This window comes from Burkholderia sp. Ac-20349, assembly GCF_017104865.1.
Classification (GTDB): Bacteria; Pseudomonadota; Gammaproteobacteria; order Burkholderiales; family Burkholderiaceae; genus Burkholderia; species Burkholderia aenigmatica.
This window is the reverse complement of sequence record NZ_JAAGPM010000004.1, coordinates 44818-69444: the sequence shown is the minus strand read 5'-3', so window position 1 is coordinate 69444 and position 24627 is coordinate 44818. Positions and strand designations below refer to the sequence as shown.

Annotated in this window: 23 protein-coding genes and 1 pseudogene; 8 read left to right on the top strand and 16 right to left on the bottom strand. The window is 60.9% G+C overall.

All coding sequences use genetic code 11. From position 1 onward, the window contains the following. Positions 1-307: 307 nt before the first annotated feature. Positions 308-1393, bottom strand: a complete 1086-nt coding sequence (locus tag G3N61_RS02775; RefSeq protein ID WP_230624397.1) for a helix-turn-helix transcriptional regulator — start codon at positions 1391-1393, stop codon at positions 308-310. Positions 1394-1831: 438 nt separating this feature from the next. On the opposite strand from G3N61_RS02775, the gene G3N61_RS02770 reads away from it, so the two are divergent. Further along, positions 1832-2944 (top strand): histidinol-phosphate transaminase, encoded by a 1113-nt coding sequence (locus G3N61_RS02770; protein ID WP_205821433.1) that lies wholly within the window; start codon positions 1832-1834, stop codon positions 2942-2944. Positions 2945-3024: 80 nt separating this feature from the next. On the opposite strand, the gene G3N61_RS02765 is transcribed toward G3N61_RS02770, so the two are convergent. After that, complete coding sequence (locus G3N61_RS02765; RefSeq protein WP_043184298.1) at positions 3025-3276, bottom strand: hypothetical protein; 252 nt, start codon at positions 3274-3276, stop codon at positions 3025-3027. A gap of 785 nt (positions 3277-4061) precedes the next feature. Then, complete coding sequence (locus G3N61_RS02760) at positions 4062-4550, bottom strand: RidA family protein (protein ID WP_205821432.1); 489 nt, start codon at positions 4548-4550, stop codon at positions 4062-4064. Between the two features lie 278 nt (positions 4551-4828). On the opposite strand from G3N61_RS02760, the gene G3N61_RS02755 reads away from it, so the two are divergent. Then, on the top strand, positions 4829-5128 hold the full coding sequence (locus tag G3N61_RS02755) for an H-NS histone family protein (protein ID WP_043184296.1): 300 nt from the start codon (positions 4829-4831) through the stop codon (positions 5126-5128). 161 nt (positions 5129-5289) lie between these two features. Here G3N61_RS02755 and G3N61_RS02750 read toward each other — a convergent pair whose 3' ends face one another. Then, the gene (locus tag G3N61_RS02750; protein ID WP_089452673.1) at positions 5290-5622 is read right to left on the bottom strand and encodes a cupin domain-containing protein; all 333 of its coding nucleotides are present in this window, start codon (positions 5620-5622) and stop codon (positions 5290-5292) included. A 223-nt stretch (positions 5623-5845) separates the two neighbouring features. Continuing rightward, positions 5846-6442, bottom strand: coding sequence for a hypothetical protein (locus tag G3N61_RS02745; RefSeq protein WP_205821431.1), 597 nt, complete (start codon positions 6440-6442; stop codon positions 5846-5848). A gap of 96 nt (positions 6443-6538) precedes the next feature. Between G3N61_RS02745 and G3N61_RS02740 the strand changes: the two genes are divergently transcribed. Together G3N61_RS02740 and G3N61_RS02735 are read left to right on the top strand one after the other, a co-directional pair. Then, positions 6539-6757, top strand: coding sequence for a hypothetical protein (locus G3N61_RS02740; protein ID WP_205821430.1), 219 nt, complete (start codon positions 6539-6541; stop codon positions 6755-6757). A 30-nt stretch (positions 6758-6787) separates the two neighbouring features. Beyond that, complete coding sequence (locus G3N61_RS02735; protein ID WP_346778538.1) at positions 6788-7366, top strand: XRE family transcriptional regulator; 579 nt, start codon at positions 6788-6790, stop codon at positions 7364-7366. Between the two features lie 150 nt (positions 7367-7516). On the opposite strand, the gene G3N61_RS02730 is transcribed toward G3N61_RS02735, so the two are convergent. Both G3N61_RS02730 and G3N61_RS02725 read right to left on the bottom strand, forming a co-directional pair. Further along, the gene (locus G3N61_RS02730) at positions 7517-8683 is read right to left on the bottom strand and encodes a porin (protein ID WP_043184291.1); all 1167 of its coding nucleotides are present in this window, start codon (positions 8681-8683) and stop codon (positions 7517-7519) included. A 215-nt stretch (positions 8684-8898) separates the two neighbouring features. Next, a pseudogene (locus G3N61_RS02725) lies at positions 8899-9419 on the bottom strand (cupin domain-containing protein). A gap of 661 nt (positions 9420-10080) precedes the next feature. Here G3N61_RS02725 and G3N61_RS02720 point away from each other — a divergent pair. Continuing rightward, on the top strand, positions 10081-11535 hold the full coding sequence (locus G3N61_RS02720; RefSeq protein WP_241017527.1) for a methylenetetrahydrofolate reductase C-terminal domain-containing protein: 1455 nt from the start codon (positions 10081-10083) through the stop codon (positions 11533-11535). Positions 11536-11754: 219 nt separating this feature from the next. On the opposite strand, the gene G3N61_RS02715 is transcribed toward G3N61_RS02720, so the two are convergent. From G3N61_RS02715 to G3N61_RS02695, 5 genes are all read right to left on the bottom strand, one after another. Further along, a complete protein-coding gene (locus tag G3N61_RS02715; RefSeq protein ID WP_043184289.1) occupies positions 11755-12264 on the bottom strand; it encodes a flavin reductase family protein in 510 nt (169 codons plus the stop codon). A gap of 524 nt (positions 12265-12788) precedes the next feature. After that, entirely contained in the window at positions 12789-13817 is a 1029-nt protein-coding gene (locus tag G3N61_RS02710) for a methionine synthase (protein ID WP_043184288.1), read from the bottom strand. A gap of 27 nt (positions 13818-13844) precedes the next feature. Further along, positions 13845-14828, bottom strand: coding sequence for a DUF1852 domain-containing protein (locus tag G3N61_RS02705; RefSeq protein ID WP_089454454.1), 984 nt, complete (start codon positions 14826-14828; stop codon positions 13845-13847). A gap of 695 nt (positions 14829-15523) precedes the next feature. Beyond that, positions 15524-16195, bottom strand: a complete 672-nt coding sequence (locus G3N61_RS02700; protein WP_205821429.1) for an epoxyqueuosine reductase QueH — start codon at positions 16193-16195, stop codon at positions 15524-15526. Positions 16196-16385: 190 nt separating this feature from the next. Next, the gene (locus G3N61_RS02695) at positions 16386-17279 is read right to left on the bottom strand and encodes a LysR family transcriptional regulator (RefSeq protein ID WP_205821428.1); all 894 of its coding nucleotides are present in this window, start codon (positions 17277-17279) and stop codon (positions 16386-16388) included. Between the two features lie 106 nt (positions 17280-17385). On the opposite strand from G3N61_RS02695, the gene G3N61_RS02690 reads away from it, so the two are divergent. Further along, positions 17386-17994 (top strand): short chain dehydrogenase, encoded by a 609-nt coding sequence (locus G3N61_RS02690; protein ID WP_205821427.1) that lies wholly within the window; start codon positions 17386-17388, stop codon positions 17992-17994. On the opposite strand, the gene G3N61_RS02685 is transcribed toward G3N61_RS02690, so the two are convergent. Beyond that, positions 17976-19394, bottom strand: coding sequence for an MFS transporter (locus G3N61_RS02685; protein ID WP_205821425.1), 1419 nt, complete (start codon positions 19392-19394; stop codon positions 17976-17978). The genes G3N61_RS02690 and G3N61_RS02685 overlap by 19 nt on opposite strands. On the opposite strand from G3N61_RS02685, the gene G3N61_RS02680 reads away from it, so the two are divergent. After that, positions 19371-20363 carry a LysR family transcriptional regulator gene (locus G3N61_RS02680; protein ID WP_346778539.1) on the top strand — a complete coding sequence of 331 codons (993 nt, stop codon included), beginning with the start codon at positions 19371-19373 and terminating at the stop codon, positions 20361-20363. The genes G3N61_RS02685 and G3N61_RS02680 overlap by 24 nt on opposite strands. A 53-nt stretch (positions 20364-20416) precedes the next feature. Here G3N61_RS02680 and G3N61_RS02675 read toward each other — a convergent pair whose 3' ends face one another. Both G3N61_RS02675 and G3N61_RS02670 read right to left on the bottom strand, forming a co-directional pair. Then, entirely contained in the window at positions 20417-21277 is an 861-nt protein-coding gene (locus G3N61_RS02675; RefSeq protein ID WP_205821424.1) for a putative type VI secretion system effector, read from the bottom strand. Positions 21278-21425: 148 nt separating this feature from the next. Then, positions 21426-22349, bottom strand: coding sequence for a LysR family transcriptional regulator (locus tag G3N61_RS02670; RefSeq protein ID WP_205821422.1), 924 nt, complete (start codon positions 22347-22349; stop codon positions 21426-21428). Between the two features lie 67 nt (positions 22350-22416). Between G3N61_RS02670 and G3N61_RS02665 the strand changes: the two genes are divergently transcribed. Then, positions 22417-23034 (top strand): LysE family transporter, encoded by a 618-nt coding sequence (locus G3N61_RS02665; RefSeq protein WP_043184544.1) that lies wholly within the window; start codon positions 22417-22419, stop codon positions 23032-23034. Between the two features lie 67 nt (positions 23035-23101). On the opposite strand, the gene G3N61_RS02660 is transcribed toward G3N61_RS02665, so the two are convergent. Next, positions 23102-24577: a coniferyl aldehyde dehydrogenase gene (locus G3N61_RS02660; RefSeq protein ID WP_205821420.1), complete on the bottom strand. Its 1476-nt coding sequence runs from the start codon at positions 24575-24577 to the stop codon at positions 23102-23104. Positions 24578-24627: the final 50 nt, after the last annotated feature.

Below are 24627 nucleotides of genomic sequence, written 5' to 3'. Positions count from 1 at the left end.
ATGCCTAACATGAAGGGCTTTCAGCCAATTTCAGGGAATCGTGTTCTCTGTTTAGATGAATTTGCGCGAAACGTTTTCCGGAAACGGGTTCGCATTCAAGCCGGACGGCAGCGCGGCTGCTTCTACCTGTGCCGGTAAGCAATCTTTCGCTTCGCTTGCCATAGTCATAGGATGACCGACATCGAAGCCAACACATAGGCGCGATGCCATGAGCACATGCCGGCCATGCCCCGCTGCGTGCGGCGCTACCAGGAAGGGACGACAGGGAATCCGGGCAGCGGCAGGCGCCCACGCCTGCCTCGCGCCGTCACGTCTGCATGACCAGCGACGTCAGTTGCGACGCGCGCGCCACGGCCGTCTTCGCGTAGATCGACTTGATCTGCGAGCGGATCGTGCCGATCGACACGCCGCGCAACCCGGCGCATTCCTGCGGCGACAGCCCGTCGCAGCACAGCAGCACGGCGAGATCGGCCTCGGCCGACGACAGCCCGTAGAACACGCGCAACCGCTGCGCGCGGGCCGACGGCGAACGCAGGTCGGCGGCCGTCATCAGCGTCGCGACGCCCGGCCGCTCGCGCATCAGCCGCGATTGCTCGGGCACCGGCATCAGCGCCAGCGGCAGCGGCTCGCCTGTCGCGCGCCGCAACAACAGCCCGCCGCGCGCGTGAGCGTGCCGCCATTGCGCATCGTCGATGCAGCCTTCCGGCGCGAAGCGCCCGTTCACGACCCGCAGCGCCGGCTCCGCCGCGATCAGTTGATCGGCCGCGCGATTCGTATAGCGCAGTTCGCGCTGTGCGCCGAGCAGGAACACCGGCACCGGAATCGCATCGAGCGCCGATTCGGCGGCAGCCACGCGCGCCTCGAGCTCGCCGATCCGCGCCTGGATCTGCAGCGCGCGGCTGATATGCGTTCCCATGCCTTCGATCGCACGGCGCTGATCGTCGGAAAGGCCTAGCGATTCGGGGCCGCTCTGGACGCTGAGGAATGCGCCGGAACCCTCGCTGCGATGGATGTACAGGCCCGAGATGCTGCCGAGCCCGTAAGGGTGAAGGAATTCCTGATAGAACGCGCTGTGCGCGCGCTGCTGCGCAGGCAGGTGCTTGACGTCCTCGAACCAGCGCCCCGCCGGCCAGTTGCCGGCGACCGGCACGACCGGGTCGTACCGATAGAACTCAGTGTTGTAGGTGTGGTAACACGCGGCGACCCACGACGCGTCGTCGCCCGCAGCCTGCTCGATCGCCGGCACCCTCGCCGCGTCGTCGAACGACAGCAGCGTGACCATGCGCACGCCGACCCACGATCGCAGCCCGTCCAGCACCGTTTCCCATCGCTGATCGCCCAGTGCCGCAGCGTAGACGTCATCGATCCATGCCGATGGAATCAATCCGTTCATTGGCATCTGGCCACCCCGCGCCGTGCGTTTTTGTCGAACGTCTTTCTTCTGCGCATCTTAGTCAATCGGCGCCAACGTTTGAATCACTCGTTCGCGTTTGATCGAAATACCACGTTTGTTACCGTTTATCGTCAGACGTAATGGCCGTTTTTCCGCCTTTCACCACGCAATTGCATCGGGCGCGCGCGGTGCCGCCTGCTTTTCATCCGGATCAGGGTATGCCATGATGCGGCGCATGACGATTCGAAACACCACGATCTCGCTGCACCATCACCACGGACGCCCTCTGTTGCGCCGTGGCTCGTTTCGCATCTAGCAATTGCATCGGGTAAATGCCCGATCAGGACGACAACCAAGGCGCCTCCGGCGCCTTTTTTGTTTTCTGCGGCCTTAAAAACCTGCTGCGCCAATCAATCGATACCGTACGGAGTGTTTTCAATGCAACCACCCTGGAAAGCCGTTGCCCTGTCAGATTTGCCGCTTCGCGAGGATCTCAAGTTGCAGCACGCATACGGTGCGCCGCAGCTCGATGTGCCGGTGTGCCTGAACGTCAACGAGAATCCGTATCCGCCGTCGCCAGCGCTCGTCGAGCGCATCGCGACCGCGGTGGCCGACGCGGCGCGCGCGGCGAACCGCTATCCCGATCGCGACTTCGTCGAACTGCGATCGCATCTGGCCGAGTATCTGACGCACGACACCGGCGTGACGGTCGACGCATCGCGCGTCTGGGCGGCCAACGGCTCGAATGAAGTGATCCAGCAGATCCTGCAGGCATTCGGTGGCCCGGGGCGATCGGCGCTGGTCTTTACGCCCGCGTATCCCATGTATGACGAATACTGCCGCACGACTTTCACGCGCCTGCATAGGTTGCCGCGCACCGAGGATTTCGCGCTGGATCTGGATCAGGCGCTCAACAGTATCCGCGAGCACCAGCCGAGCGTGGTGCTACTGACGTCGCCGAACAACCCGACCGGCACCGCGCTGCCGCTCGACGATATCCGCGCGATACTGGACGTCGTGCCGGGCGTGGTCGTCGTCGACGAAGCCTATGCGGAGTTCCGGCGTCACGGCGTCCCCAGCGCGGCGACGCTGCTGCCGAACCATCCGCGGCTCGTCGTTACCCGTACGTTGAGCAAGGCGTTCAAGTTCGCGGGCGGCCGCGTCGGGTATTGCGCGTGTGCGCCTGCGATCGTCGAAGCGCTGAAGCTGGTTCGATTGCCCTATCACCTGTCGGCCTTCACCCAGGCGGCAGCCTGCGCGGCGCTGGTCGCGCGTGACGAGATGTTGTCGCAGGTCGACGCGATCAAGGCCGAGCGCGACTCGACCGTCGGCTGGCTGCGTGGCCTGGGCCTCACGGTGGTCGATTCCGATGCCAACTTCGTGATGTTCGGCGAGTTTGCGGATCGGCACCGGATCTGGAGCGGACTCCTGCGCCACGGCGTCCTGATTCGCGAGTCGGGCCCGCCGGCGTATCTTCGCGTGTCCATCGGCACCGCTGCGGAGATGGTCGCGTTCCGTGCGGCCCTGCTTGACGTGATGGCGCTCGCGTAACCCGGATCAGCGACCGGCCATCCGGTCGATGAAGCGACGGCGCGACAGCGCGCGTGCCGGCGCCGGATCCGACGATGTGCTTACTTCATCGTCGCGAACCGCATTTCCATCGCGTCGATCTTCGCGAGCACCGCTTCGCTCAGCTTTCTGACGTGGCGCGGCACATCGGGCGCCGACAGCAGTTCCTCGATGCGTCCGCGCCAGTAGCTCGGATGCCGTACACGCCCCGCGCCCGACATCGACACGTCGTCGGCGTACGTTTCGCTGTCCAGGAGAGCAACCATTCTCTGGATGTGAGAGAGCTCTCGCTCTGCATAGTCTCGTGCCAGCATATTGATTGAAATTCCCCGAAATACGACTGCAGGCTTTCCGTCATCAACGCGCCATCGTGTTGCGATGCAAATGACTCACCGCACACGTCGAACGTCATCGTACGCAGAAGCTGTGTCAGTAAACCGTGTGGGCATTGATTGATTTCGACACGGAATGGCCGGCCTGTCCATTTGTTCTGATGACATCCGGTCCCGATGCCCTGCGGTCAATCGTAGGCTTATCGTCGGGTGATGGCATCTCCCAAAATGGGGATGCCGGTTGATATTGGCGGGGTGGTGGTTTCTTGAAATTGCGGGAATCGGGAATAATCCGGCAGGCATGCGGTTGCCGGACCGTGACAAATTCGCGATCGGCTGACGACTTGAAAGGCGTATAGCCGCCGCACTGCCGCCGCGCAGGCAGGAAGCGCGGATCGACTGCGTGCCTGGGCGCGGTGCACAGCGATATGCGCAACCCCTACGGGCGCGAACGTGCAGCGCCGTGTGCCGCATTCGCAGGTCGCGACAACGTACGCGCTCCACTCAGTGAGCCAGCTCGCGAGATCGTCTGGACACGAGTCGAACGCCAGCGCGGCCCACTTGCCCAATCCGCCGCGCGCATTCATGTCTCAGGCATCGAACAGCGCCTGAAGCTTCGCGAGCTTCTCTTCATCGGGCATCGTTTCGAATTCCTTCGGCAGCCGTTTTTTTCTTTCGGCATCGCGAGGCGCCATCGTCAATGCAAATGCATCGGCTTTCCGCGTGCTTCGAGGAACTACGCATCCGCGACATGCAGCCCGCGGAAGTCAGCTACCGACAGCGCCGTGCATCAGCCCGAAAATGAAATCCGCTTCAACCGATGCACCTTTGGGCAATTGCAGCACGCCGACCGACGTACGCGTATGAATACCGGCGTCGCCAAGTACCGCATACAAAATTTCCGATGCGCCATCGGCAATTTCGCTTTGCATCGTGAAGCCGGGCGCGCTTCGCACATACACGGTGATGCGCGGCACCGTCGCTATCGCGTCGAGCGTGCCGCAGTGCTTTCTGATCAGCGAGAGCGCACGCAGCGCCGATACGCCGGCGGCCCGACGCCCTTCGTCGAGCGAAACGGATTCCCCCACCACGCCCACGAAATGCACCACGTCGCCAATCCGCGGAATCTGGCCAGCAATGTAGGCCGTGCGCCCGTCGACCAGAACGGGCGTGTACTTTCCGCCAATCCTGATTTCCTCGTCCGGATCGAATCCGAATTCGGCCGCGATCTGTATCAGCTTATCGTCTCTGTTCATTAGTGAATTCCCCGATACTTCAGAAAAATGTAAAGACTCATTAAGTCTATGCTGCTTGTCTCCAAGAAAAAAACCGCCTCGAACGGTCAAAACGACGTGTCGTTTCCGATAAAAGTTTCCGGGTAATCCTCTACGCGCTCGTCAACATGACACACTTCTCAGGTGTTCGAAGCAGTCTTGCTCGCCCAATCGATGACAAAACACGTAGTCGGTGAGAATTTCCACAAATTTTCCCGTTGAAACCGCTATCATGTGAGTACTCAACCTGAAGAGCGATCATGGCGACTTACAAGGAACTGAAAGCCCAAATGGATGCTTTGGCCGAGAAAGCCGAAGCTGCACGTGCCGCGGAATTCCAGGCGATCGTCGACGACATCCGCACCAAAGTTGCGGAATACGGCATTACCGAAAAGGACATTTTCGGTGCGCGTCGTGGTCGTCCGGCCAAGCAAGCGGCCGCCCCCGTGCAGGCAAAGTATCGCGACCCGAAGACCGGCGCAACCTGGTCAGGCCGCGGTCGCGCACCTGCATGGATCAAGGACGCGAAGAATCGCAATCGATTCCTGATCCAGGAATAAGATTCTCGACGCACACCGGCGCGCAGCTTCGCGCGCCGTCCTGCTATTTGGGCATCGATACCGGCGGTATTCAAAGACCGCCGGGTTGATGAAGCTTTGCCTCATTCGGCGCGCGGTGGCATGCTGCGCGCCGGATTGCATGCCGCCCAAAATTTCCCGATTCAACGTTCGTAATAAATCGCAAGCCAGACGGTTTGCGTTTCTTCGTGCGTCCACGCGACGCGATGGCGGCAATGCGGCTCGATCAGCACGTAGTCGCCTGGGTGCATTTCATGGCGCGCCGGGCCTTCTTCGAATTCGAGCACGGCTGCGCCCGACAGCAGTACGACCCATTCGGCGCGCGAGTCGTCATACCAGAAGCCGTCGGGGCTCGTGTGACCCATCGAAACGATCCGCTCTACGTTTAGACGCTGCCCCGTGACGAGGAGGTCGATTCGCTCGTCGTCGCCATGCTGGCCTTCGGCGGTGAACAGGTTGCCGGTTTGAAGTTGCATGGATTGACCTCGACGTGGACATTCAATGGATGGGGCGGGTTTGAACGTAACGCGGAGTGTTCACTGTCGTCCAGTGACCGTCAACTCAGCGAACTTGTTTCGCAGCGACTGACATGGTGGAACACCGAAGTCCGTAATCGACCGACGACGGCGCAGGACGAACCCGCGTCAAGCCCCACTGCCAACGTGACTACGATCCATCATCCAAGATAACGATTCAACGTTACAACGCCTGCGCCCATTCGTTGCCGGGGTGGAGAACGTCGAGGCACTCTTTCAACCACGCGCGTTCGACAGCTGGCAGTTTCGGTAATGCTCTGTCGAAATCCTGTTGATCTTTCGGGCGCCGATCCCGGGCCTTGAACAGCAGTACGGCCGATGGATTCAGAAAGGGAATGCCGTCGGCTGTTTTCATCACCATGTCGGCGCGCGGTCGTTTGAACGACGGATCTCTCTTGTAGGCCCAGCATTCATTCGTGCCCGGCTCGATCATCATATCAATCCGCCAGCTTTCAGCCGCGCAGTCGAATCCCCAGAATTGCATGATCCCCGATGGGGCATCCTGATTTTCCGGCAGCTTTTCCACCACTCCGGCATGCGCGGTGTAGAACGCCAGATCATCGAACACGCGGCGGAAGGTGCCAAAGTCTTCTCGCAATATCGTGAATTCCAGATCGTCATGTTCACGCGTCTGGGCGCCATGCCAAAGATCGAGCGCCCACCCGCCGACGACACACCAGGGCAAATGGACAGCATTCAATCGTTGAGCAAGCTCGGCCGGATGCCATGCGTTCCACGCATCCTCGTCGGGAACAGTCATTTGAGTACGCATTCTGTTGAAGTGATTTGCGCTGAACAATGCTCATCGGGATCGTTGGCGAACGCTCCAATACATCGATGCTTCGCAGCGACACCAATGGGCACGACGGCGTGCAGACTGCCGCCGATCGTCGTCAGTTTCGCATGCCTGGAAAAAGCGAACCTCGAGCCGATGCGGCAGGCCGAAATCGGCGAATTGCGATCAATCGATCCCGCGCAGTCCGGGACATTCAACAGCCCCTTTCAGCACTCAGTAGTCGTTCGATCGCGTATCGCAGTGAATGTTTTCATCACGGAGATCGAAACGAAAGCGTGATGCGAAATCACGTTCGTTCCGTCAAGGACGGTGCACGGGCCCAGCCTCGATCACTGCTTGCGACGAGGACCAGCAAGCGACTGCCGATGTGCATCGCCCAGTGCTCGCTCGCTGACAACACCGCCCAACGCGCTTGAAGACGTAGCCACGGCGTCAGGACTCTCGAAGGGATACATGTCCCAAGTCGAGCGAGGCCACGCATCCCCATCTTTGTCTGCGCTCACCCGCATCGCTACTGCCCTCGGCGTTGCGATCGATTATTTTTTTACCCCGTCGGGTAACGATTTATCCATTTCGCATGCCGAATCAAGAACGTTTTTCAGCACGTCAGAATCACCCAGCTGCTTTTCTCATCTGACTGGCTATCGTGGCCACGGTGAGATGGAAGCGGTATTGATTCGAACACCGCCGGGAGCGCGATGCATCGAATCGCCATTGTCGGCAGAACAGCTGATCTACGTTCTGAAAGGTGAGATCAAACTGACCCTGGACGGCAACGAATTTCCGCTACGGGAGGGCGATTTCGTGCAGTACAAGACGAAGGCCCCGCACAGCGTCGAGAACGTCGCGCAAGCCGAGACCACCTTGCTGTGGATCGGCACGCCTTGACGCTCGCCGATTCGAACCAGCGCGCGATTGACGACGCATGCAGGACGGATTCGTGCGCGTCGCTCGATTCGTTTTATGCCTGCCGCCTCATGGCGGAACCCCTCGTTGCCGGAGTAATGCATCCATTACTCCGGACTTCCGAGCCGGCGATCAGAAACCGTGGTACATACCGATGTTGACCTGAACCTGGTTCCCGCCCGATGCGGTGTTGCCGAAGTCGGCAACTGAAGCCTGAGCGCCCTGGGCATGAACGTAGCCACCCATCGCGTACAGCGCGGTGCTCTTCGACAGCGAGTACGTTGCACCCAGCGACACCTGGTTGATCGACGCCATCGTGCGACCTTCAGCAGCCAGCTTCGGCGTAGCCGCGGAACCGTAGACGTACGTATAGCCGGTCGCCAGCGCCAGCGCCGGGGTGACCTGGTACTGCAGGAGGGCACCCAGCACGTTGAAGTGGATCGACGGCTGGCCAGCGTTGCCCTGGTACTGGGCGTTCGAGTAGCGCAACCCAGCCGTGTACGGACCAATCTGGTATTGAGTCGCGATTTGCGCGATGCCCGCGCTCTTGAACGCATTGCCGCCGTTGTAACCCGAGCTCGGATAGCCCAGCGCACCGCCGAAACTCGGCTGCGCCGTTGCGTTCATCCACCCGTTCTCACCCTGGTTCGCCGCATGGAAATAGCCGCCGGCGACCGTCAGGCCACCTTGGGCGTAGTTCGCCGCCACCGACCACGATTGACCCGAACCCATCGCACCGGCCACGCCGCCGAACGAATACGCGCCTTCCGCCTGGAAGCCGTGGAAGACCGGCGAAATGTACTTCACGGCGCTGTTCTGGTTCGTCGTGTTGTCGTTGTTGTCTACGTCGCCCGGGGTCGAGAATGCCGACGCCGAAATGGCGTCGCCCGTCAGGACTTGCACCATTTCCGTCACGGCGTCGAGCTGGCGACCCAGGCGCACGGTACCGTACTGATCGGAAGCGAGGGAGACGTAAGCCTGGCGGTTGAACAACGAACGCGAGGAACCAATCGGCCCCTGGCCGCCTATGCCACCGGTACCAATGTTGAAACCGTTTTCGATCTTGAATATCGCCTTGAGGCCGCCACCGAGGTCTTCCGTCCCCCTGAGGCCCCACTTGTTCGAACCTGAGGCACCGCCATCGAGGCCGAACCGCTTGTGGCCATTGATGTTCGAGGTGTAGCCGATACCTGCATCGAGCATGCCATACAGGGTGATCGACGACTGTGCCATTGCTGCCGACGACGCTGCGAAGGCGGCAACAGCGATAACGCTGACGTTGAATTTCTTGTTTTTCATCTGTATTTCACTGTCAGGAGTGGTTTCGGGATTGTTTGAAACGGGTTTTGTTGTATTCGAATGCAGATGACGGCGCACGGCCTGCGCGTCGTCTCAAGTTGCAACGGCCGGCGTCATATTCGACAAATCGGCATATTCAATTCGATCATTTCGTCATCCTCACAATTTCCTGCGGGAAGGCGCCTTGCGTGTCCACCCATCCGGCACTCCCCCGATTAGAACAGTCGCGGCGCCCCTACCTGGACGAAAACCGCTTCCTTGCCTCCGTTGTCGCTCCAGCTATACGGCACCGTGGATTGATCACGTGCCGAGTCTCCTGCATGCAGCACAAACACCTTGCCTTTCAGTTCCAGCGCCACTTCGCCGGCGATCACGCAAAGGAACTCACCCCTGGGGGGACTTCCGAGTACGTCTTGCCTGCGGGCAGGCATACGAGGATCCACTCGAACTGCCGTCCTTCCGCCGTATTCGCGATCCGGGCGAACAAACGTGCCGACTCCGCGAAGCCCAAAAAAACTCGAGCGGATTACCGCGCCAGGCCAAACGCTCCTCCGATGGCATGTCGAAGAAGGACTGCGTCGTGACGCTCAACGCTCGCGCATTACCCGCAAGCGAGGGCGACGGTGACGAAACCAGAACACGCCCTACCTGCTCCCCAAATCGATCTGGAAATAACGGCCGCCATTGCAGACTGATCGAGCGTCCAATTCAGCCGCCGGCGACCTGGGCGAACCATTTCGCTGAGCACCAACGCAGCCGGGTCGCGCTTTGCAAGTGCAAAAACCATATCAGGAACATAAATCGTCGTCAAAATTAGTTTGATATAAGTTAATCTCGTCTGATAACCTCGCAACGCACCGGGATTTCCCTGATAGGAACGGGCGCCAAGACAAAGTGTTCGCGAGATCCGCGTCTCGGTTTTGGCTGATCGTGACTGTTTTTGCCAGGCTTTTGGGAAAGCGCTGACAGAGCACATACCGCGAGTTCCCCCACGCTGAGGTGGATGCAGGCCCGCAGTCGGGAGCTTGTCGGTTCAATGGATCGCGCCTGTCGATCGGTCTCCTGTTGCTGATCGCGCTGGTTCCCCACTACGCAGGCGCTGGCCCTCGGTGTACTGCTCAAAATGGCAATAGCTGGCCTGTACATGCTGGCATCTCGAAGCTATCCTGTCTCGGCGCGAACCCGTGGCGCCGGGCTTCTGCCTGGTGTGCGCATGAAGGCGCGACGCTGTCGCCAACCGTTGCAGGCTGACTGCTGGATGCCCATCGGACGCCCCGCGCAGTTGCTCTTCTTTCATGCCGCCAGCCAGCTGCCGGCGAACCTCGCAGTCGTTGCTCTGCTATCACCACGAGGCCGCGGCAACGACGCCCCTCTGATCTACAAGGTATCGCGCTGTCTTGAGTTCGTTGAAACAGGCGCTGAACGAAGGACGCTTCGTCTGCGTGCTAGAGGTCGTCCCTCAACAGTCCCCTTCTCGCTTGACCGCGTTCGAGCAGATCGTGCAACGCGGGCACTTGGCAGGCTGGCCGTTACTGCCATCCTTCGCCGATCGTGTCGGCCTGCACTCGGACATGAGCCCCCTGGAAGGCGCCGGAGCATTGGGAAATCCGGCCGCATCCTTGCTGCACTTTTCAGGCAAGGATCGGGAGCGTGCAGACTTGCTGCTCCAGATTGAGTCGATGAAGGCCCGCGGTCTCGAGCAATTGTTGCTGCTCAGTGGTGACCGCTTGCCAGGCCACCATCCCGGGCAGGCACCCGTGCGCTATCTGGAGTCGGTACCTGCGCTGCAGATTGCCCGCGAGCAATGCCCGGACTGGCTGTTGGGCGCCGCGTTGAACCCGTTCAAATACCGCGAAGAAGAAGGCGGCGCACAGTATCTGAAGGCGCAGAAAAAGCTTCTGGCTGGCGCTGATTTCTTTACCCTGCAACTCGGTTTCGACGCCGCCAAGCATGTTGAAGCCCAGACCTGGATGCGCGCTCAGGTACGCATGAAACCCATGCTGGCCTGTGTGATGAGGCTGACCGACAAACGCGCGGCCGCTCTGCAGACCGTGCCCGGCGTCGTCATCACCGAATCCATGCGCGCGTTGTTGGGCAGGGAGCAGCAGGTATCGCAGGCCTATGCCAGCGCACGAAGCCTCGAGCGTCTGGCCCTGCAGATCGTGGGCCTGCAACTGATGGGCTATGCCGGCGCGCATGTGTCCGGAGTGCATACGCTGGATGAACTGCTTGCGCTGGAGCAGGCGATTACCGAGCAACGGGACAGCGTGACCTCACTGACCGAGTGGGACGAACGATGGCGGGCAAGTTGGCAAATGCCTGGGGCGCCCGAGGTATGCTTCGCTCCCGAAATCGATGCGTGGGAAATGGGGCAATCCGATGTCACCGCCACCCGCCGGGAGCGCCTGCGACACACGCTGCTCTCTACCGCACATAGCCAGGTCTTCGGTGGCACGGGATGGCTCAGCAAAGCATTTGGCTGGAGCGTGACGCGGCCGATATGGAAGATCGGCGTGGCGGCTGATGCGCTACATGCGGTCGAGCGGACGGTCAAACGGCCGCTGGTCGGCTGCGATACCTGCGGCAGTTGCCGCTTGCATGACACCCTCTACGTATGCCCCGAGACATGCCCCAAAGGTCTGGCGAACGGCCCCTGTGGCGGGACCCGGCTCAATCGTTGCGAATTTGGCGACCGGGAGCGCGTGCACAGTGTCAAATACCGGATTGCCAAATCGGCCAATCAGTTACCGGTACTGGCGCAGACATTGATTCCTTGCGTCGAGGCGGGCAACCGGCACCGCAGCTCGTGGCCTGAATGGTTCGAGCCGGAAGAGTCGACGCCAGAGCGCTGAATCGAACCCCGGGAACTGATGGCTGGCCAAACACCCATGGCCCCATCGAGTCGCCCGCCTGGTAATCAACGCAGCCGGATACCAAGCGTGATCGCGACCTCGGCGCACCTTTTGATGGATTGATGCAGTGCCGCTTCGGCTCCGGTGCCGAGCGTATTCACCGAGATGGTCAGGCGCTCAATTGATTGACGCTTAAAAGAGGGCCGCGGAGGTCAACGCTCAAACCGCGTCATGCGCGGCGATGTTGCGATACTGCCCTTTGAAATACAGCAATGGCTGCGTAGCAGCAGCTTCTTGCACGTCCAACGCTTTCACCTCGCCAATCACGATCAGGTGATCACCCGCGGCGTGTTCGGCGTAGATTTCGCAATCAAGCCAGTGAAGGCTGCCGACAATGATCGGGTTACCCAGTGGCGACTGTAGCCATTCGACTCCGTGCCACTTGTCCGTGCCGCGTCGAGCGAACTGGTTGGAAATCCCGACTTGCTCGTCTGACAGGATGTTGACCACGAATCGACCTGCCTGGCGAATTTTAGGATAGCTGGCCGAACTGGACATGACGCTGAACGACACCAGCGGCGGGCTCATCGACACGCTATAGAACGACTGGCAAGTGAAGCCGATCGGCTCGTCATCAACGTGCGATGTAATGACCGTGATACCGGATGCGTAATGCCCGAGCGCTTCGCGAAAGCTCAATGGCTCGATGGCAGTGCTGGAAAGAGACATGGTAGACACTGAATACTGGGTGCGGCTCGAAAATATCAAGGAAGGCCTGAAGTCGTCAGGTCATTTTGGCTGACTTCATCGGTCGTCAATTGTGCAAGCGGCCCGTCGATCAAAATCGACCCGATAGCCCACTCGCTTCTCCGCGCTTGGCCGTTGCGAGCGGCTCACGGCGACAATGTTGCGCATGACGGGCACACCGCTTCGGCGCCGACCGGCACATATCGGCGTGCCGGCTGTCTATGCACTCACTCGGCATCCGTGCCGATGTGTGCCGTCGTACTGAAGCAGTACGCGCCAGCCACCCTCCCGCGGCGCTACCTGATCCGCTTCGATCGTCGACAACGTCCTGCCGGCCTGCTTGTGCTCGTCGGCTTGATCGGAATCGAAAAGGGCCCCTGCTTCATCTTTACTCGGGAAATCCGGGCGGCGTATTCCAACGGAATCAGGGAGCCCGCTTGAGGCCCCCCCCTGAAATCCACACGCGCTTCAATTTCCCGAGCACCCCTTCCGACTGCAGCCAAGAGTTAGTTCGAGATTTCTCGTCGGACGATTTCCGCGCCTGCACTCAAAGCTTCCAGCTTGCCTCGTGCGACTGCACGAGACAACGGAGCCATCCCGCAGTTGGTGCAAGGATAGAGCTTGTCGGCATCGACAAACTGCAGTGCTTTCCGCAAGGTGCTGGCGACTTCCTCGGGCGTTTCAACGGTATCCGTTGCCACATCGATCGCCCCCACCATCACCTTCTTCCCTCGAATGAGCTCGATCAGATCCATCGGAACGCGGGAGTTGTGGCACTCCAGCGAAACCATATCGATACTGGATTTCTGCAGCTTGGGAAAGGCTTCTTCGTATTGCCGCCACTCCGACCCCAGCGTCTTTTTCCAGTCCGTATTGGCTTTGATGCCATAGCCATAGCAAATATGCACGGCAGTCTCACACTTGAGACCTTCAATTGCCCGCTCCAGGGTCGCAACACCCCAGTCATTCACCTCATCAAAGAAGACATTGAACGCAGGCTCGTCAAATTGAATGATATCAACGCCTGCAGCTTCCAGTTCCTTGGCTTCCTGATTCAGGATCTTTGCGAATTCCCAAGCCAGTTTTTCGCGGCTTTTATAATGATCGTCATAAAGCGTATCGATCATGGTCATGGGGCCCGGCAGCGCCCATTTTATGGGTTGCTTGGTTTGCTGGCGCAAGAACTTGGCGTCTTCGACAAAAACCGGCTTTTGTCGAGCAACGGCACCGACGACCGTCGGCACGCTTGCATCATAGCGATCGCGAATTCGAACGGTCTTGCGGTTCTCAAAATCAACACCGCTGAGGTGCTCGATGAACGTCGTCACAAAATGCTGGCGCGTTTGCTCGCCGTCACTGACGATATCGATACCTGCATGTTGCTGCTCTTGCAGTGACAAGCGCAAAGCATCTTGCTTGCCCTCAATCAACCCCTCATCCTGCAATTTCCACGGCGACCAAAGCGTCTCCGGTTGCGCGAGCCAAGAGGGTTTAGGCAAACTGCCGGCAGTTGAGGTAGGCAACAATTTCTTCACAGTAGATGACCTTGTGTTTTTGATGAATCAAAGAGCGTAGTTAGCGGACCACTGCTCAAGAACAGCGTGGTACGGTTTGATGAAGTGCTCTTCGACAAACTTTCCCTGCTCGATAGCCAGCCGGCTGCGTTCTTCCCGATCGTAAACAATTCGAGTTAACGAAAAATCCTGGTGCTTCAAACTTGGCTGATAGGATTTTCCCGCCGCAGAATTCGCATTGTAAATCTCGGGCCGGTAAATTTTCTGGAACGTATCCATCGTGCTGATGGTACCGATAAGCTCGAGATCACTGTAATCAGCAAGCAAATCGCCGGAAAAATAAAAAGCCAGCGGCGCAACACTATTCGGCGGCATGAAGTAACGAACCTTCAAGCCCATTTTCTTGAAGTATTCGTCAGTCAGAGAGTATTCATCCTGCAGATATTCGATACCCAATACCGGATGCTGATTGGCGGTCCGATGATAAGTCTTGCTGCTCGAGACACTCAGGCAGATAACGGGCTGCTTTTTGAAGTTGGCCTTGTAGGCGCTTGAGTTCACGAAGCATTTGAACAGCTTCCCGTGCAGATCCCCAAAATTCTCCGGGGTGCTGAATTCGGCCTGATTCCTGGTGTGCTCCAGAAGCAGAACGCTGAAATCATAATCTCGTACGTAAGACGAGAAATTATTCCCGACGATGCCCTCGATGTGCTCACCGGTTTTTTGATCGACGATATTCGTTTTCAATATTTCAATCAACGGGAGGGACGTGCCACTGCTTTCACCGTCGATGCTCATTTCGACGGAAATGATTTCAAGCTTGACGGCATAGCGGTTGCCTTCAGGATTATCCCAATGCGCCAACGCATTGAAACGATTGTCGATCATCCTGAACGTGTTGCGCAAATTCTCTTGACGACTCGTTCCTCTAGCCAGGTTGGCGAAGTTGGTCGTGATACGCGTACTGTCTGACGGCCGATAATCTTCATCGAAGCTAAGGCGCTTGATGGCAAATGTAAAATCTTGACTCATGTTGATCTGACACCCTGATTTCCGAGATGAAGCCTGAATTCATCCCTTGGTTTTTCAATGCTTTCCGATTTTGTTTTCTGGCTCTTGCTCAGAAATCTTCAAGATATCGGCATTCAAGACAAATTTTATGCCGAGCCATCCATGAATAAAAGTGAATAGATTTCATCAAACCATTAATCATGTTCATGGTCGGGGGTGCAGGTTGGGCTGCTCGCCTCTCTCCTTCCGCACCTTCGTTGCGTGATGCAGTCAGCGACGCGGTCATACGACGCTTCATGCCCCAACGCGCTCGCGTCCTGGCACATCTGCGTCAAGGGCCTTCCTTGCTTGCGGGGTTTGACCGCCCCGGCGCTCAGCCCGGCGGAAAGCCCGACGGCGAAGTCATGGAGCAAGCTTGGGGAACGCCTTGCGCGAACAGCGGGTTCATTTCCTTCGGATCGAATCTAACGACGAACCGTGAAATGACGCGCGCGAAAAAGAGACGTTCGTCACTGCGGGTCAAGGACCGACGATCGCAGCAGATAAGGGTTTCAGGCCGGTTTCGAGTCGCTTCCGATGCGCCAGCGGAATGCCAAGCGCCTGCGCCATGGCGATTCGTGGCATGCCGTGGACGGGTACGCAGCCCGACCAGGGTTTTGCGCGAGTACGGGATCTTCAAGCCGTTCCGCTTGTTGATCCGGGAACAGATGGCGAGCTCAGGATTCGATTGCGGAGTCGTCGTCGCCGTAGAACTTCACGCCCAGCTGGATGCGTTCCCGGCCGCTTTCCACGCGATGCCGATTGGTGTCGCGTAGCGAGTAGACGCAGCCGCAATATTCTTGCTGGTAGAAGTTTTCTCGCTTGCTGATCTCGATCATGCGCGCCGAGCCGCCGCCTTTGCGCCAGTTGTATTCCCAATACAGCATGTCGGGATAGTGCGAGGCCGCGCGCACACCGCAATCGTTGATCTGTTGCATGTTCTTCCAGCGCGAGATGCCCAACGAACTGGTGATGACAGGGAAGCCGTGCTCATGGGCATACAGTGCCGTGCGCTCAAAACGCATGTCGAAGCACATGGTGCAGCGGATGCCGCGCTCCGGTTCGTTTTCCATTCCCTTCGCGCGCTCAAACCAGTTGTCGCGGTCGTAGTCGGCATCGACAAATGGAATACCGAATGTCTCTGCAAACCGGATGTTTTCCTGCTTGCGTAGTTCGTATTCCTTCAGCGGATGGATATTCGGGTTGTAGAAGAAGATCGTGAAGTCGATGCCCGACGCCTGCATGGCTTCCATCACTTCGCCCGAGCAAGGCGCGCAGCAGGAATGCAGCAGCACTTTCTTGTGCCCGCCAGGTAACGCCAATGGCTTGCGTTCGATTGTGGTTGCCATGAGAAGTGTCAATGAAATACGCCCACGTCCGCCGGACGTGGGGAGCCCGGAATTATGGGCTCCGCCCGGGAGAAATAAAAATGGATATATTTCATGTTCCCATGAACGACGTTCATGGATTCCGCTGCCACGAAGCATTGAGCTGTCGCATCGACCGGTTGAATCCACCGTCGACTACAGCCCCCGCCCGCTAAGACGCGTCCCGCGCCGCCCCATGCTCAAGCAAATGCGCAACAAAGCGCGTCAGCTTCGGCAGCGGCCGCCGATCATGCCGATACACGACATGAATCGGATGCGGCTCGGGCAAGTACGCTTGCAACACCGGCACCAGCGCGCCACTCGCCAGATCGTGAGCCACCAGCACTTCAGGCTGCAACAACAACCCCGCCCCCGCGATAGCCGCCATGCGCAGGCCATGACCATCGTCACACGTGAAAACCGGATCCTTCGAAACCTGCGGGCCATCCCAGCTTTTGAGCTTCCACCCGTTACGGCCATTCCACACCGAGTGAGACAGGCAGTGATGCGCGCCCAGGTCCTGCGGCGTCTCCGGACGCCCATGCCGCGCGAGGTAACCGGGCGACGCACAGATCACCATCCGATACATGGCCAGCGGCTTCGCGATCAGGTCGACATCGCCCAGCGCACCAATACGAATCGCCAGATCGAACCCCTCGTCAACCAGATCGACGACGCGATTGCTCAACGCCAGCTCGATGCGCACGAGCGGGTACATCTGCTGGAAAGTCGCCGCCAAAGGCGCGACGACACAGGACCCGAAGGTAAGCGGCGCACTGATACGCAACGTGCCGGACGGCGACGCGCGCAACCGTTCGACCGACGTCTCGGCGATACGCACATGTTCGAGCGCGCGCTTGGCATCTTCGTAGAACACGCGCCCCGCATCCGTCAGGCTTTGCCGTCGCGTGGTGCGCTCCAGCATGCGCGCACCGAGGCGCTCTTCGAGTTCGCGCACATACTTGCCCACCATGACCGCCGATATGCCCAGCCGCTGCGCCGCCTCGGTGAAGTTGCCCCCTTCCACGACGGCAACGAAGGTTTCCATTGAACGCAGCTTGTCCATATTCCGAACTGGCGATTAGTAGTGTCGGAAATTAGAGCACATTTATCGCAATATTGGTTCGATGAACAATGGCCACTCCAACCTGAAATCGAAAAGGAGTGGTTCCATGAAGATCGTTGTAATCGGCGCCGGTGGCGACGTAGGGCGTGCCGTGGCAGATGAGCTCGCGCGCGACGGAAAACACGACATCATTCGCGTGGGTCGCACCTCGGGCGACCATCAGGTCGACATCGCCCGTGACGAGAGCGTGAGCGCGCTGTTCGGAAAGATCGGGCAAGTCGACGCGATCATCGTGGCCGCGGGCAATGTCATCCTGGCTCCGATCGAAAAGATGACGGCGGCCGAATTCCACAAGGGATTGCAGGACAAGCTGCTGAGTCAGGTGCGCGTCGCACTGGTTGGTCAGCACGCCCTGTCCGATGGCGGGTCGATCACGCTGACTTCGGGCATCGCCGTCGATGATCCGATTGCGCAAGGCGCCAACGCCGCAACGTCGAATGCCGGGATTGAAGGCTTCGTGCGCGCTGCCGCATGCGATTTTCCCCGGGGCATCCGGATCAATGCCGTGAGCCCGACCATGCTGACGGAATCCATCGACCGGTTCGGTCCGTTTTTCCCTGGCTGCGAGAGCGTGCCGGCGGCACGCGTGGCCATGGCCTATCGGCGCAGCGTGGAGGGGGTGCATAGCGGTCGCGTCTATCGGGTTGGGCACTGACGTTGAGGGCTCGCCCCGCGAGCCCCCATCCCGCGCTCCGCCGCCTGCCCCAGATTCCGCCAGGCCATCACCGCACCGACCACCAGCAGCAGAACCGACACGATCAACGCCCGCGCCATCCCATGCACAAACGTCACACCCCCCGCCTCGCGAACGAAGAAGCCAAACAGCGCGACGCCCATCACGCCGCCCACCTGCCGGGCCGTATTCAGCAACCCCGACGCCACACCTGACTGCGCACCGCTCACCGCCGCGAGCGCCGCATCCGTGATGGTCGGTATCGTCAGCGCGATGCCGCTGCCGGCCAGCAGCATCGGAATCGCGAGCAGCGCGTTGGAGTGCACGGCGATGGCCGGCCACATCGCCAGATAACCGGCCGCGGAAATCGACAGTCCGGCTGTCGCCAGCGTGCGCGCGCCCAGCCGGCCGGTCAGTCGCCCGGCAACGATGCTCATGGCCATCAGCACGCCCATCATCGGCAGAAACGCCACACCCGTGCGCACGGGTGTCATATGCCAGACGGACTGAAACAGCAGGCTCAACGTAAACACGATGCCGTAGAACACCAGATTCGCGATCGCACCGATCACGATCGAACTGCGGACGATCCGGTCCTGCCACAACGTGGCCGGCAGCATCGCGTCCGGATTGCGCGCTTCCAGCCGGATGAACGCGATGCCCAACCCGACGCACAACGCGAACGCACAGACGATGACTGGACTGCGCCACCCCAGCGCACTGAGCTCGGTCGACGCGAACGTGAGCGCCGCCAGCGCAAACGCGCCGGTCAGTTGCCCGGGAAGATCCAGGTGCCTGCCACGCTGCGCTTGCGTGTCGGGCGCAAACCGCCATGTCATCCAGATACCGGCCATGCCAACCGGCACGTTGACCAGGAAAATGCTGCGCCAGCCGACTGCCGCGATGAGCAACCCGCCTGCCAAGGGCCCCGCGGCCAGCGCGATACCGCCGCCGGCGCCCCACCAGCCGATCGCGCGGCTGCGCGCCGCCGCGTCGTCGAATGCCAGGCGCAGCACGGCCAGCGAGTTCGGCACCAGCAGCGACGCGCCGATCCCCTGGACGAGACGCCACGCGATCAACGCGCCCATCGAATGCGCGATGCCGCAGCCGATCGACGACAGCGTGAATATCGCGTAACCGGCCATGAACACGCGCTTTGCGCCCAGCCGGTCGCCGAGGGCGCCTGCCATCAGCAGGGTCGCCGCGAACACGAGCGCATACGCGTTGACGACCCATTGCAGGTCGGTGACCGCTGCGCCAAAGGCCGTGCGCAATGCATCGAGCGCAACGTTGACGACGCTGACGTCGATCAGGACGACCGCAAAACCGAGGCACGCCGCCGTTTGAACCAGCCGCGGATGAGGGGTGGAAGATGTCTGCATCGGCAATCCTTCGCATTCGGAGGATTGAAGCGTAGAGGATCGCCTTCTGTGCGAATATTCCGCAAAACAGCACAGCAACCTGGAGAAAATGCACCGATGTTCGACTGGGAAAACCTGCGGTACTTCGTTGCCGTCGCACAGGCGGGGAGTCTTTCGGCGGCGGCCAGGCGGTTGAATGTCGACCATGCGACCGTCAGCCGTCGCTTGGGCGCACTCGAAACCGAATTGAAGGTGCGCGTGATCGACAGGTTGCCACGCGCGTGCCGGCCGACCGCCGCGGGCCGACAGATGCTCGAATTCGCCGAGAAAATGGAGGAGCACGCGTTCGCGATCGAGCGTCTCGCGCTCACCGAACATCTGCCGATGCACGGCACCGTGACGATCAGCGTGCCACCCGTACTCGCCAACAATTTCTTCGCGAATCATCTCCATGAATTCGCGCAATTGCATCCGGGCATTCGACTGTCGATGGCCAGCCAGGCGCAAAGCGTATCGCTCGCCCGTCGTGAAGCGGATATCGCGGTGCGCCTGTTCCGCCCCGAGGAGCCGCAGAACGTGACGCGCAAGCTGGGCGAGATGCCTTTCGGGCTCTACGCGAGCCGCGACTATGCGCACGCGTCGACGCCCGACGATTGGGGCTTTATCTGCTACGACGCGCAATTCGCAGAAATGCCGCATCAGAAGTGGCTCGAGTCGATCGCTCGAGGCCGCCGCATCGCCTGCGAAGTCAGCGATATCACGACGCAGCAGGTCGCGGCCCGCACGGGAATCGGCGTGGCAGGGCTGCCCGTGTTCATGGGCGACCGCGATCCCGGGTTGCAGCGCCTGCCGTTCGACGGGGAATCGTACTCCCGCGAAATCTGGCTGGTCGTGCATGCCGATCTAAGGCATTCGCCGTCGATTCGGGCAGCAATCGACTTTATCGGCGACGTGACGGGCAGGACCTTCGCACCGGCTTCCGCGCGGTAGCAACGGCCGTCACGGCCGCCTGCGATACCGGGCGCGGGCGGCCGATCGTCCTGTCACGCGTGCAGCGACGGCTCGACCCTGAAATAACTCAGGTTGAAGTACCAGTAAGGATCGGAGGTCGGAAGATCCTCGCTCGGCCGCGCCCGATTCGGCCATCGAGAGACCTTTCGCAAATTGAAATTCTGCGGATCGGGCCAGCCGAACGCCCGGAAGATGCACTCGGCCAGTTCGTCTTCGATGCTGTTGCGGAACTTCCATTTCCCCAGGAAGTAAAAGAACATCATGACCAAGGCACCTGCGACCAGTGCCCCTCCCATCATGATCGCGAAGTCGCCGATGCTGCCTTCGCCACGGAAAAAGTTGATCCCCAGGAAGACGGCCATGATCAACTCCACGAACACGAAGAACCCCAGCGTGCCCTTCCGCTCGAATCGGCCACGCGCCTTCGTACCCATGATCGCATTCGGATAGATCGCCACCACGGCGTCCGAATCGCGCTGGACCGCATAGGCGAAATAGCGGTGCTCGCCGATTTTTTCGGCGACGACCTTGACCGCCTCTCCACTGCGCATCGGCATCATCCACAGCACGCCGTGAAAATGATTGCCGTCCATCTCGAACTCCACCCAGTCCGCTTCGTCTTTCCAGCTCGATCCGTCGGTCGCATCGACCATCACCCGCGCCTGGGCGCCCATGCCCAGCAACGTCGCCGCAATCGCGGTCGCCCCCACGACGCCCGCTGGCGGTGGAGGTATCTGAGGCGGGGCTGCCGCGCGCTTTTTCGACACACGGGCCAACGTGCCCTGCAACAGAACCAGATTGTCCTTCCACCCCGGCACCTGGCCCTCCGGTTTCCCGGCTGCGCGCCGGGCCGCGATCAACGCCTGCAATTCGTCTTCCATCAGCCGCTCCATGAAGTGACGATCCACCCGATATGGTGCGGGGGCGCTCGTCTGTCGTGGCATCTCGTCGGCGCACGCGCGTCGAAATTGTGCCATTGCCCGGACGATGCCTGCACCGTTTTGCGTCACCCCTGAATTTCCGTGAAGCCGCCCCGCTCCTTCAAACCATCGCCCTCAACCACCCGAGCAAATCCGCCTGCGCACTCCCGGCGGCCACCGGTTCCGGCGTCAGCAAGCAGTAATGCGAACCATCCTCGACGAATCCGAGCGGCGCGACCAGCACACCGCTTTCGATGTCGTCGCGAACGAGGTGCCACGGGCCGATCGCGACACCGAGCCCCGCGACGGCCGCCTGCAGGCTGAAGTAGAAATGGTCGAAGGTCTGCCCGCGCCCACCCGAGGCCGGCTGGTTCGCCGCTACCGCCCATTCCTTCCACGCGTCCGGGCGTGTCCGCGTATGCAATGGCGGAGCGTCCTTCTTCAACGCGCAATCACCACGACGCGTGGCAAACCACGCATCGACTTTATCCGGCCGGCAAACCGGCCCGACCCGCTCTGCGAACAGACGCTCCGCGTGATACCCCGCTGGCCACGCAAAGTCATTGCGTCGAATCGCCATGTCGATGCCGCTGTCGAATGAAAACGGGCCGCCCGCGGCAGCCAGGTGAATGTCGACGCCCGTATGCCGCGCCTGAAAATCCGGCCAGCGCGGAATCAACCAGCGCATCAGCAGCGTCGGCTCGCACGACAGGACCCAGCGGCGCGCCCGGGCGGCCTCGGTGCGTAATTCGTGCGCGGCGTGACGCATCAGGCCCAGCCCATCATGGACGGCCTGCGCCAGCTTGCGGCCCGCATCGGTCAGGAAGACGCGACGGCTACGCCGCTGGAACAGCGCCACACCCAGGTCATCCTCGAGCAGTCGCACCGCGCGGCTGACCGCGCCATGAGTCAGGCACAGCTCGTCGGCGGCACGGCTGAAATTCTCGTGACGCGCCGCCGCCTCGAAGCAACGCAAGGCCATCAGCGACGGCAGGCTGGCGCGAACGGATTGTGAGTCAATCTCACCATTCTGGTCAGAAATCATCGCTTTTCCCGATGTAACGTGACCCATAAGATTGCGTCATCAAGCCATCAACCGCAAGGACAAGACGATGACCGAACTGATAGTTGTAGTCACCATCACGCTGCTGGCCGTGATCAGCCCGGGCCCGGACTTCGCGATGGTCACGCGCAACAGCCTGATGCTGTCGCGCCGCTCGGGCGTGCTCACCGCGCTGGGTATCGGGCTCGGCGTGACGGTTCATGTGAGCTACACGCTGCTGGGCGTCGGCCTGCTGATCCGCCAGTCGCTGTGGCTCTTCAATGCCGTCAAGCTGGTCGGCGCGATCTACCTGATCTACCTGGGCGTGAAGATGCTCATGACGAAGGCAAGCAACGGGCAGCCCGACACACGCGTCGCCCCGCTGTCCGACCTGGCCGCGCTGCGCACCGGCTTCCTGACCAATGCGCTGAACCCCAAGACCACGGTGTTCATCGTCAGCCTGTTCATGCAGGCCGTGCGGCCCGACACGCCGTTGATCGTGCAGATCGGCTACGGCGCGTTCATCGCCGTCGCGCATGCCGGCTGGTTCAGCCTGGTGGCGCTGTGCTTTTCCGCAACGGCCGTCCGCGACCGCCTGCTGGCGCTGCGGCACTGGATCGACCGCACCTTCGGCTGCCTGCTCGTGGGCTTCGGCGTCGCGCTGGCCATCGCGCGCGGCGGGCGCTGATCTGAATTTCCGGGCCGCCGCGCTTCAAGGACACCATCGCGCGCGCTGACCCGGCCCCGCCCCCGGGTCAGCGCTTCGCGGTCAATCCCGCCCGCGCGCCCACCGGATCCCGGCTGCGCCCGAGCAGCGCCGCCAGCGACAGATCCGCGAGCTTGCCGAACGGCGCACGCAGCAGGCTCGGCAGGTTCCAGCGCCCGAGCACGAACACGCCCTTCGCATGACTCATCGCGCGGAATCCTTCGATGCCGTGATACGCGCCCATCCCGCTCGGGCCGACGCCGCCGAACGGCAAGTCTTCCTGCGCGACGTGCAGGAGCGTGTTGTTGATGCCGACGTTGCCCGACGTGGTGCGCGAGAGCAACGACGCGCAGTCGCTGTCCTGCGCGCCGAAGTAATACAGCGCAAGCGGTCGCGGACGCGCATTCACGTAGTCGACGACTTCGTCGATCGTGCGATATGTGCGCACCGGCAGGATCGGCCCGAAGATTTCTTCCTGCATGACGGTCGTATCGTCGCCGGCCCCGACGATCAGCGTGGGCGCGAGCGTCCGCTTGCGGGTGGCCGCCTGCTGCGGATTCACGCCCGCCTCGATCACGCGCGCGCCTTTGCTGCGTGCTTCGTCGACGAGCCCTTTCAGGCGATCGTAATGCCGGTCGCTGACGATCGACGTGTAGTCCGGGCTGGTCGGCCCTTCCGGATAGAAGCGCGCGACGGCCGCATCGTATTGCGTGACGAACGCATCCAGGTCGTCTTCATGCACCAGCGCGTAGTCGGGCGCCACGCAGGTCTGCCCGCCGTTCGACAGCTTGCCGAACACGATGCTGGACATCGTCCGGTCATCGACGTGCCCCCGCGCGACGATCGCCGGGCTCTTGCCGCCGAGTTCGAGCGTCACCGGCACCAGATTGTCGCTGGCCGCCTTCATGACCTTGCGGCCTACCTGCGTGCTGCCGGTAAACAGCAGATGATCGAACGGCAAGCCGCTGAACGCGGCGCCGACTTCCGGGCCGCCGAGCACGACCGCGACTTCTTCGATCGGGAAAGTCTCCGCGAGCATCCGGCGCATCACCTCGCTGGTGCGCGGCGTCAGTTCCGACGGCTTGAGCATCGCGCGGTTGCCCGCGGCCAGCGCGGTGGCCAGCGGAATGAACGTGAGCGCGAACGGGTAATTCCACGGCGCCATCACGCCGATGACACCCAGCGGCTGGTATTCCACGTGCGCCTGCCCGGCGCGATAGAAGATGCCGACGTGCCGGCGCTGCGGCTTCATGAAGCGGCGCAGGTTGCGCGTCAGGTAGTCGATCGCCTGGATCACGCCGACCAGTTCCATGATCGCGGTCTCGTGTCGCGAGCGATGCCCGAAATCGACGCTGACCGCTTCCTCCACTTCGCGGCGATACGCGAGCACCACGGCGCGCAGCCGCGCGAGCCGGGCCTTGCGCTGCTGCATGCTCGGCGGCCCCTCGCTGACGAATGCGTTGCGCTGGCGGGCCAGCAACACCGCCGGGTCGAAGCTCGAGCTGGATTCTGCGGAAACGGCCATGGTGCACCTCACGAGGTTGTGTCGATGTAGACACTGTCAACTTGCATGCG

Coding starts and splice junctions, on each gene's coding strand:
- G3N61_RS02775 (WP_230624397.1), bottom strand. CDS start 1,393: ATGAACGGATTGATTCCATCGGCATGGATCGATGACGTCTACGCTGCG.
- G3N61_RS02770 (WP_205821433.1), top strand. CDS start 1,832: ATGCAACCACCCTGGAAAGCCGTTGCCCTGTCAGATTTGCCGCTTCGC.
- G3N61_RS02765 (WP_043184298.1), bottom strand. CDS start 3,276: ATGCTGGCACGAGACTATGCAGAGCGAGAGCTCTCTCACATCCAGAGA.
- G3N61_RS02760 (WP_205821432.1), bottom strand. CDS start 4,550: ATGAACAGAGACGATAAGCTGATACAGATCGCGGCCGAATTCGGATTC.
- G3N61_RS02755 (WP_043184296.1), top strand. CDS start 4,829: ATGGCGACTTACAAGGAACTGAAAGCCCAAATGGATGCTTTGGCCGAG.
- G3N61_RS02750 (WP_089452673.1), bottom strand. CDS start 5,622: ATGCAACTTCAAACCGGCAACCTGTTCACCGCCGAAGGCCAGCATGGC.
- G3N61_RS02745 (WP_205821431.1), bottom strand. CDS start 6,442: ATGACTGTTCCCGACGAGGATGCGTGGAACGCATGGCATCCGGCCGAG.
- G3N61_RS02740 (WP_205821430.1), top strand. CDS start 6,539: ATGGGCACGACGGCGTGCAGACTGCCGCCGATCGTCGTCAGTTTCGCA.
- G3N61_RS02730 (WP_043184291.1), bottom strand. CDS start 8,683: ATGAAAAACAAGAAATTCAACGTCAGCGTTATCGCTGTTGCCGCCTTC.
- G3N61_RS02715 (WP_043184289.1), bottom strand. CDS start 12,264: ATGTCTCTTTCCAGCACTGCCATCGAGCCATTGAGCTTTCGCGAAGCG.
- G3N61_RS02705 (WP_089454454.1), bottom strand. CDS start 14,828: ATGAGTCAAGATTTTACATTTGCCATCAAGCGCCTTAGCTTCGATGAA.
- G3N61_RS02700 (WP_205821429.1), bottom strand. CDS start 16,195: ATGGCAACCACAATCGAACGCAAGCCATTGGCGTTACCTGGCGGGCAC.
- G3N61_RS02695 (WP_205821428.1), bottom strand. CDS start 17,279: ATGGACAAGCTGCGTTCAATGGAAACCTTCGTTGCCGTCGTGGAAGGG.
- G3N61_RS02690 (WP_205821427.1), top strand. CDS start 17,386: ATGAAGATCGTTGTAATCGGCGCCGGTGGCGACGTAGGGCGTGCCGTG.
- G3N61_RS02680 (WP_346778539.1), top strand. CDS start 19,371: ATGAGGGGTGGAAGATGTCTGCATCGGCAATCCTTCGCATTCGGAGGA.
- G3N61_RS02685 (WP_205821425.1), bottom strand. CDS start 19,394: ATGCAGACATCTTCCACCCCTCATCCGCGGCTGGTTCAAACGGCGGCG.
- G3N61_RS02675 (WP_205821424.1), bottom strand. CDS start 21,277: ATGGAGCGGCTGATGGAAGACGAATTGCAGGCGTTGATCGCGGCCCGG.
- G3N61_RS02670 (WP_205821422.1), bottom strand. CDS start 22,349: ATGATTTCTGACCAGAATGGTGAGATTGACTCACAATCCGTTCGCGCC.
- G3N61_RS02665 (WP_043184544.1), top strand. CDS start 22,417: ATGACCGAACTGATAGTTGTAGTCACCATCACGCTGCTGGCCGTGATC.
- G3N61_RS02660 (WP_205821420.1), bottom strand. CDS start 24,577: ATGGCCGTTTCCGCAGAATCCAGCTCGAGCTTCGACCCGGCGGTGTTG.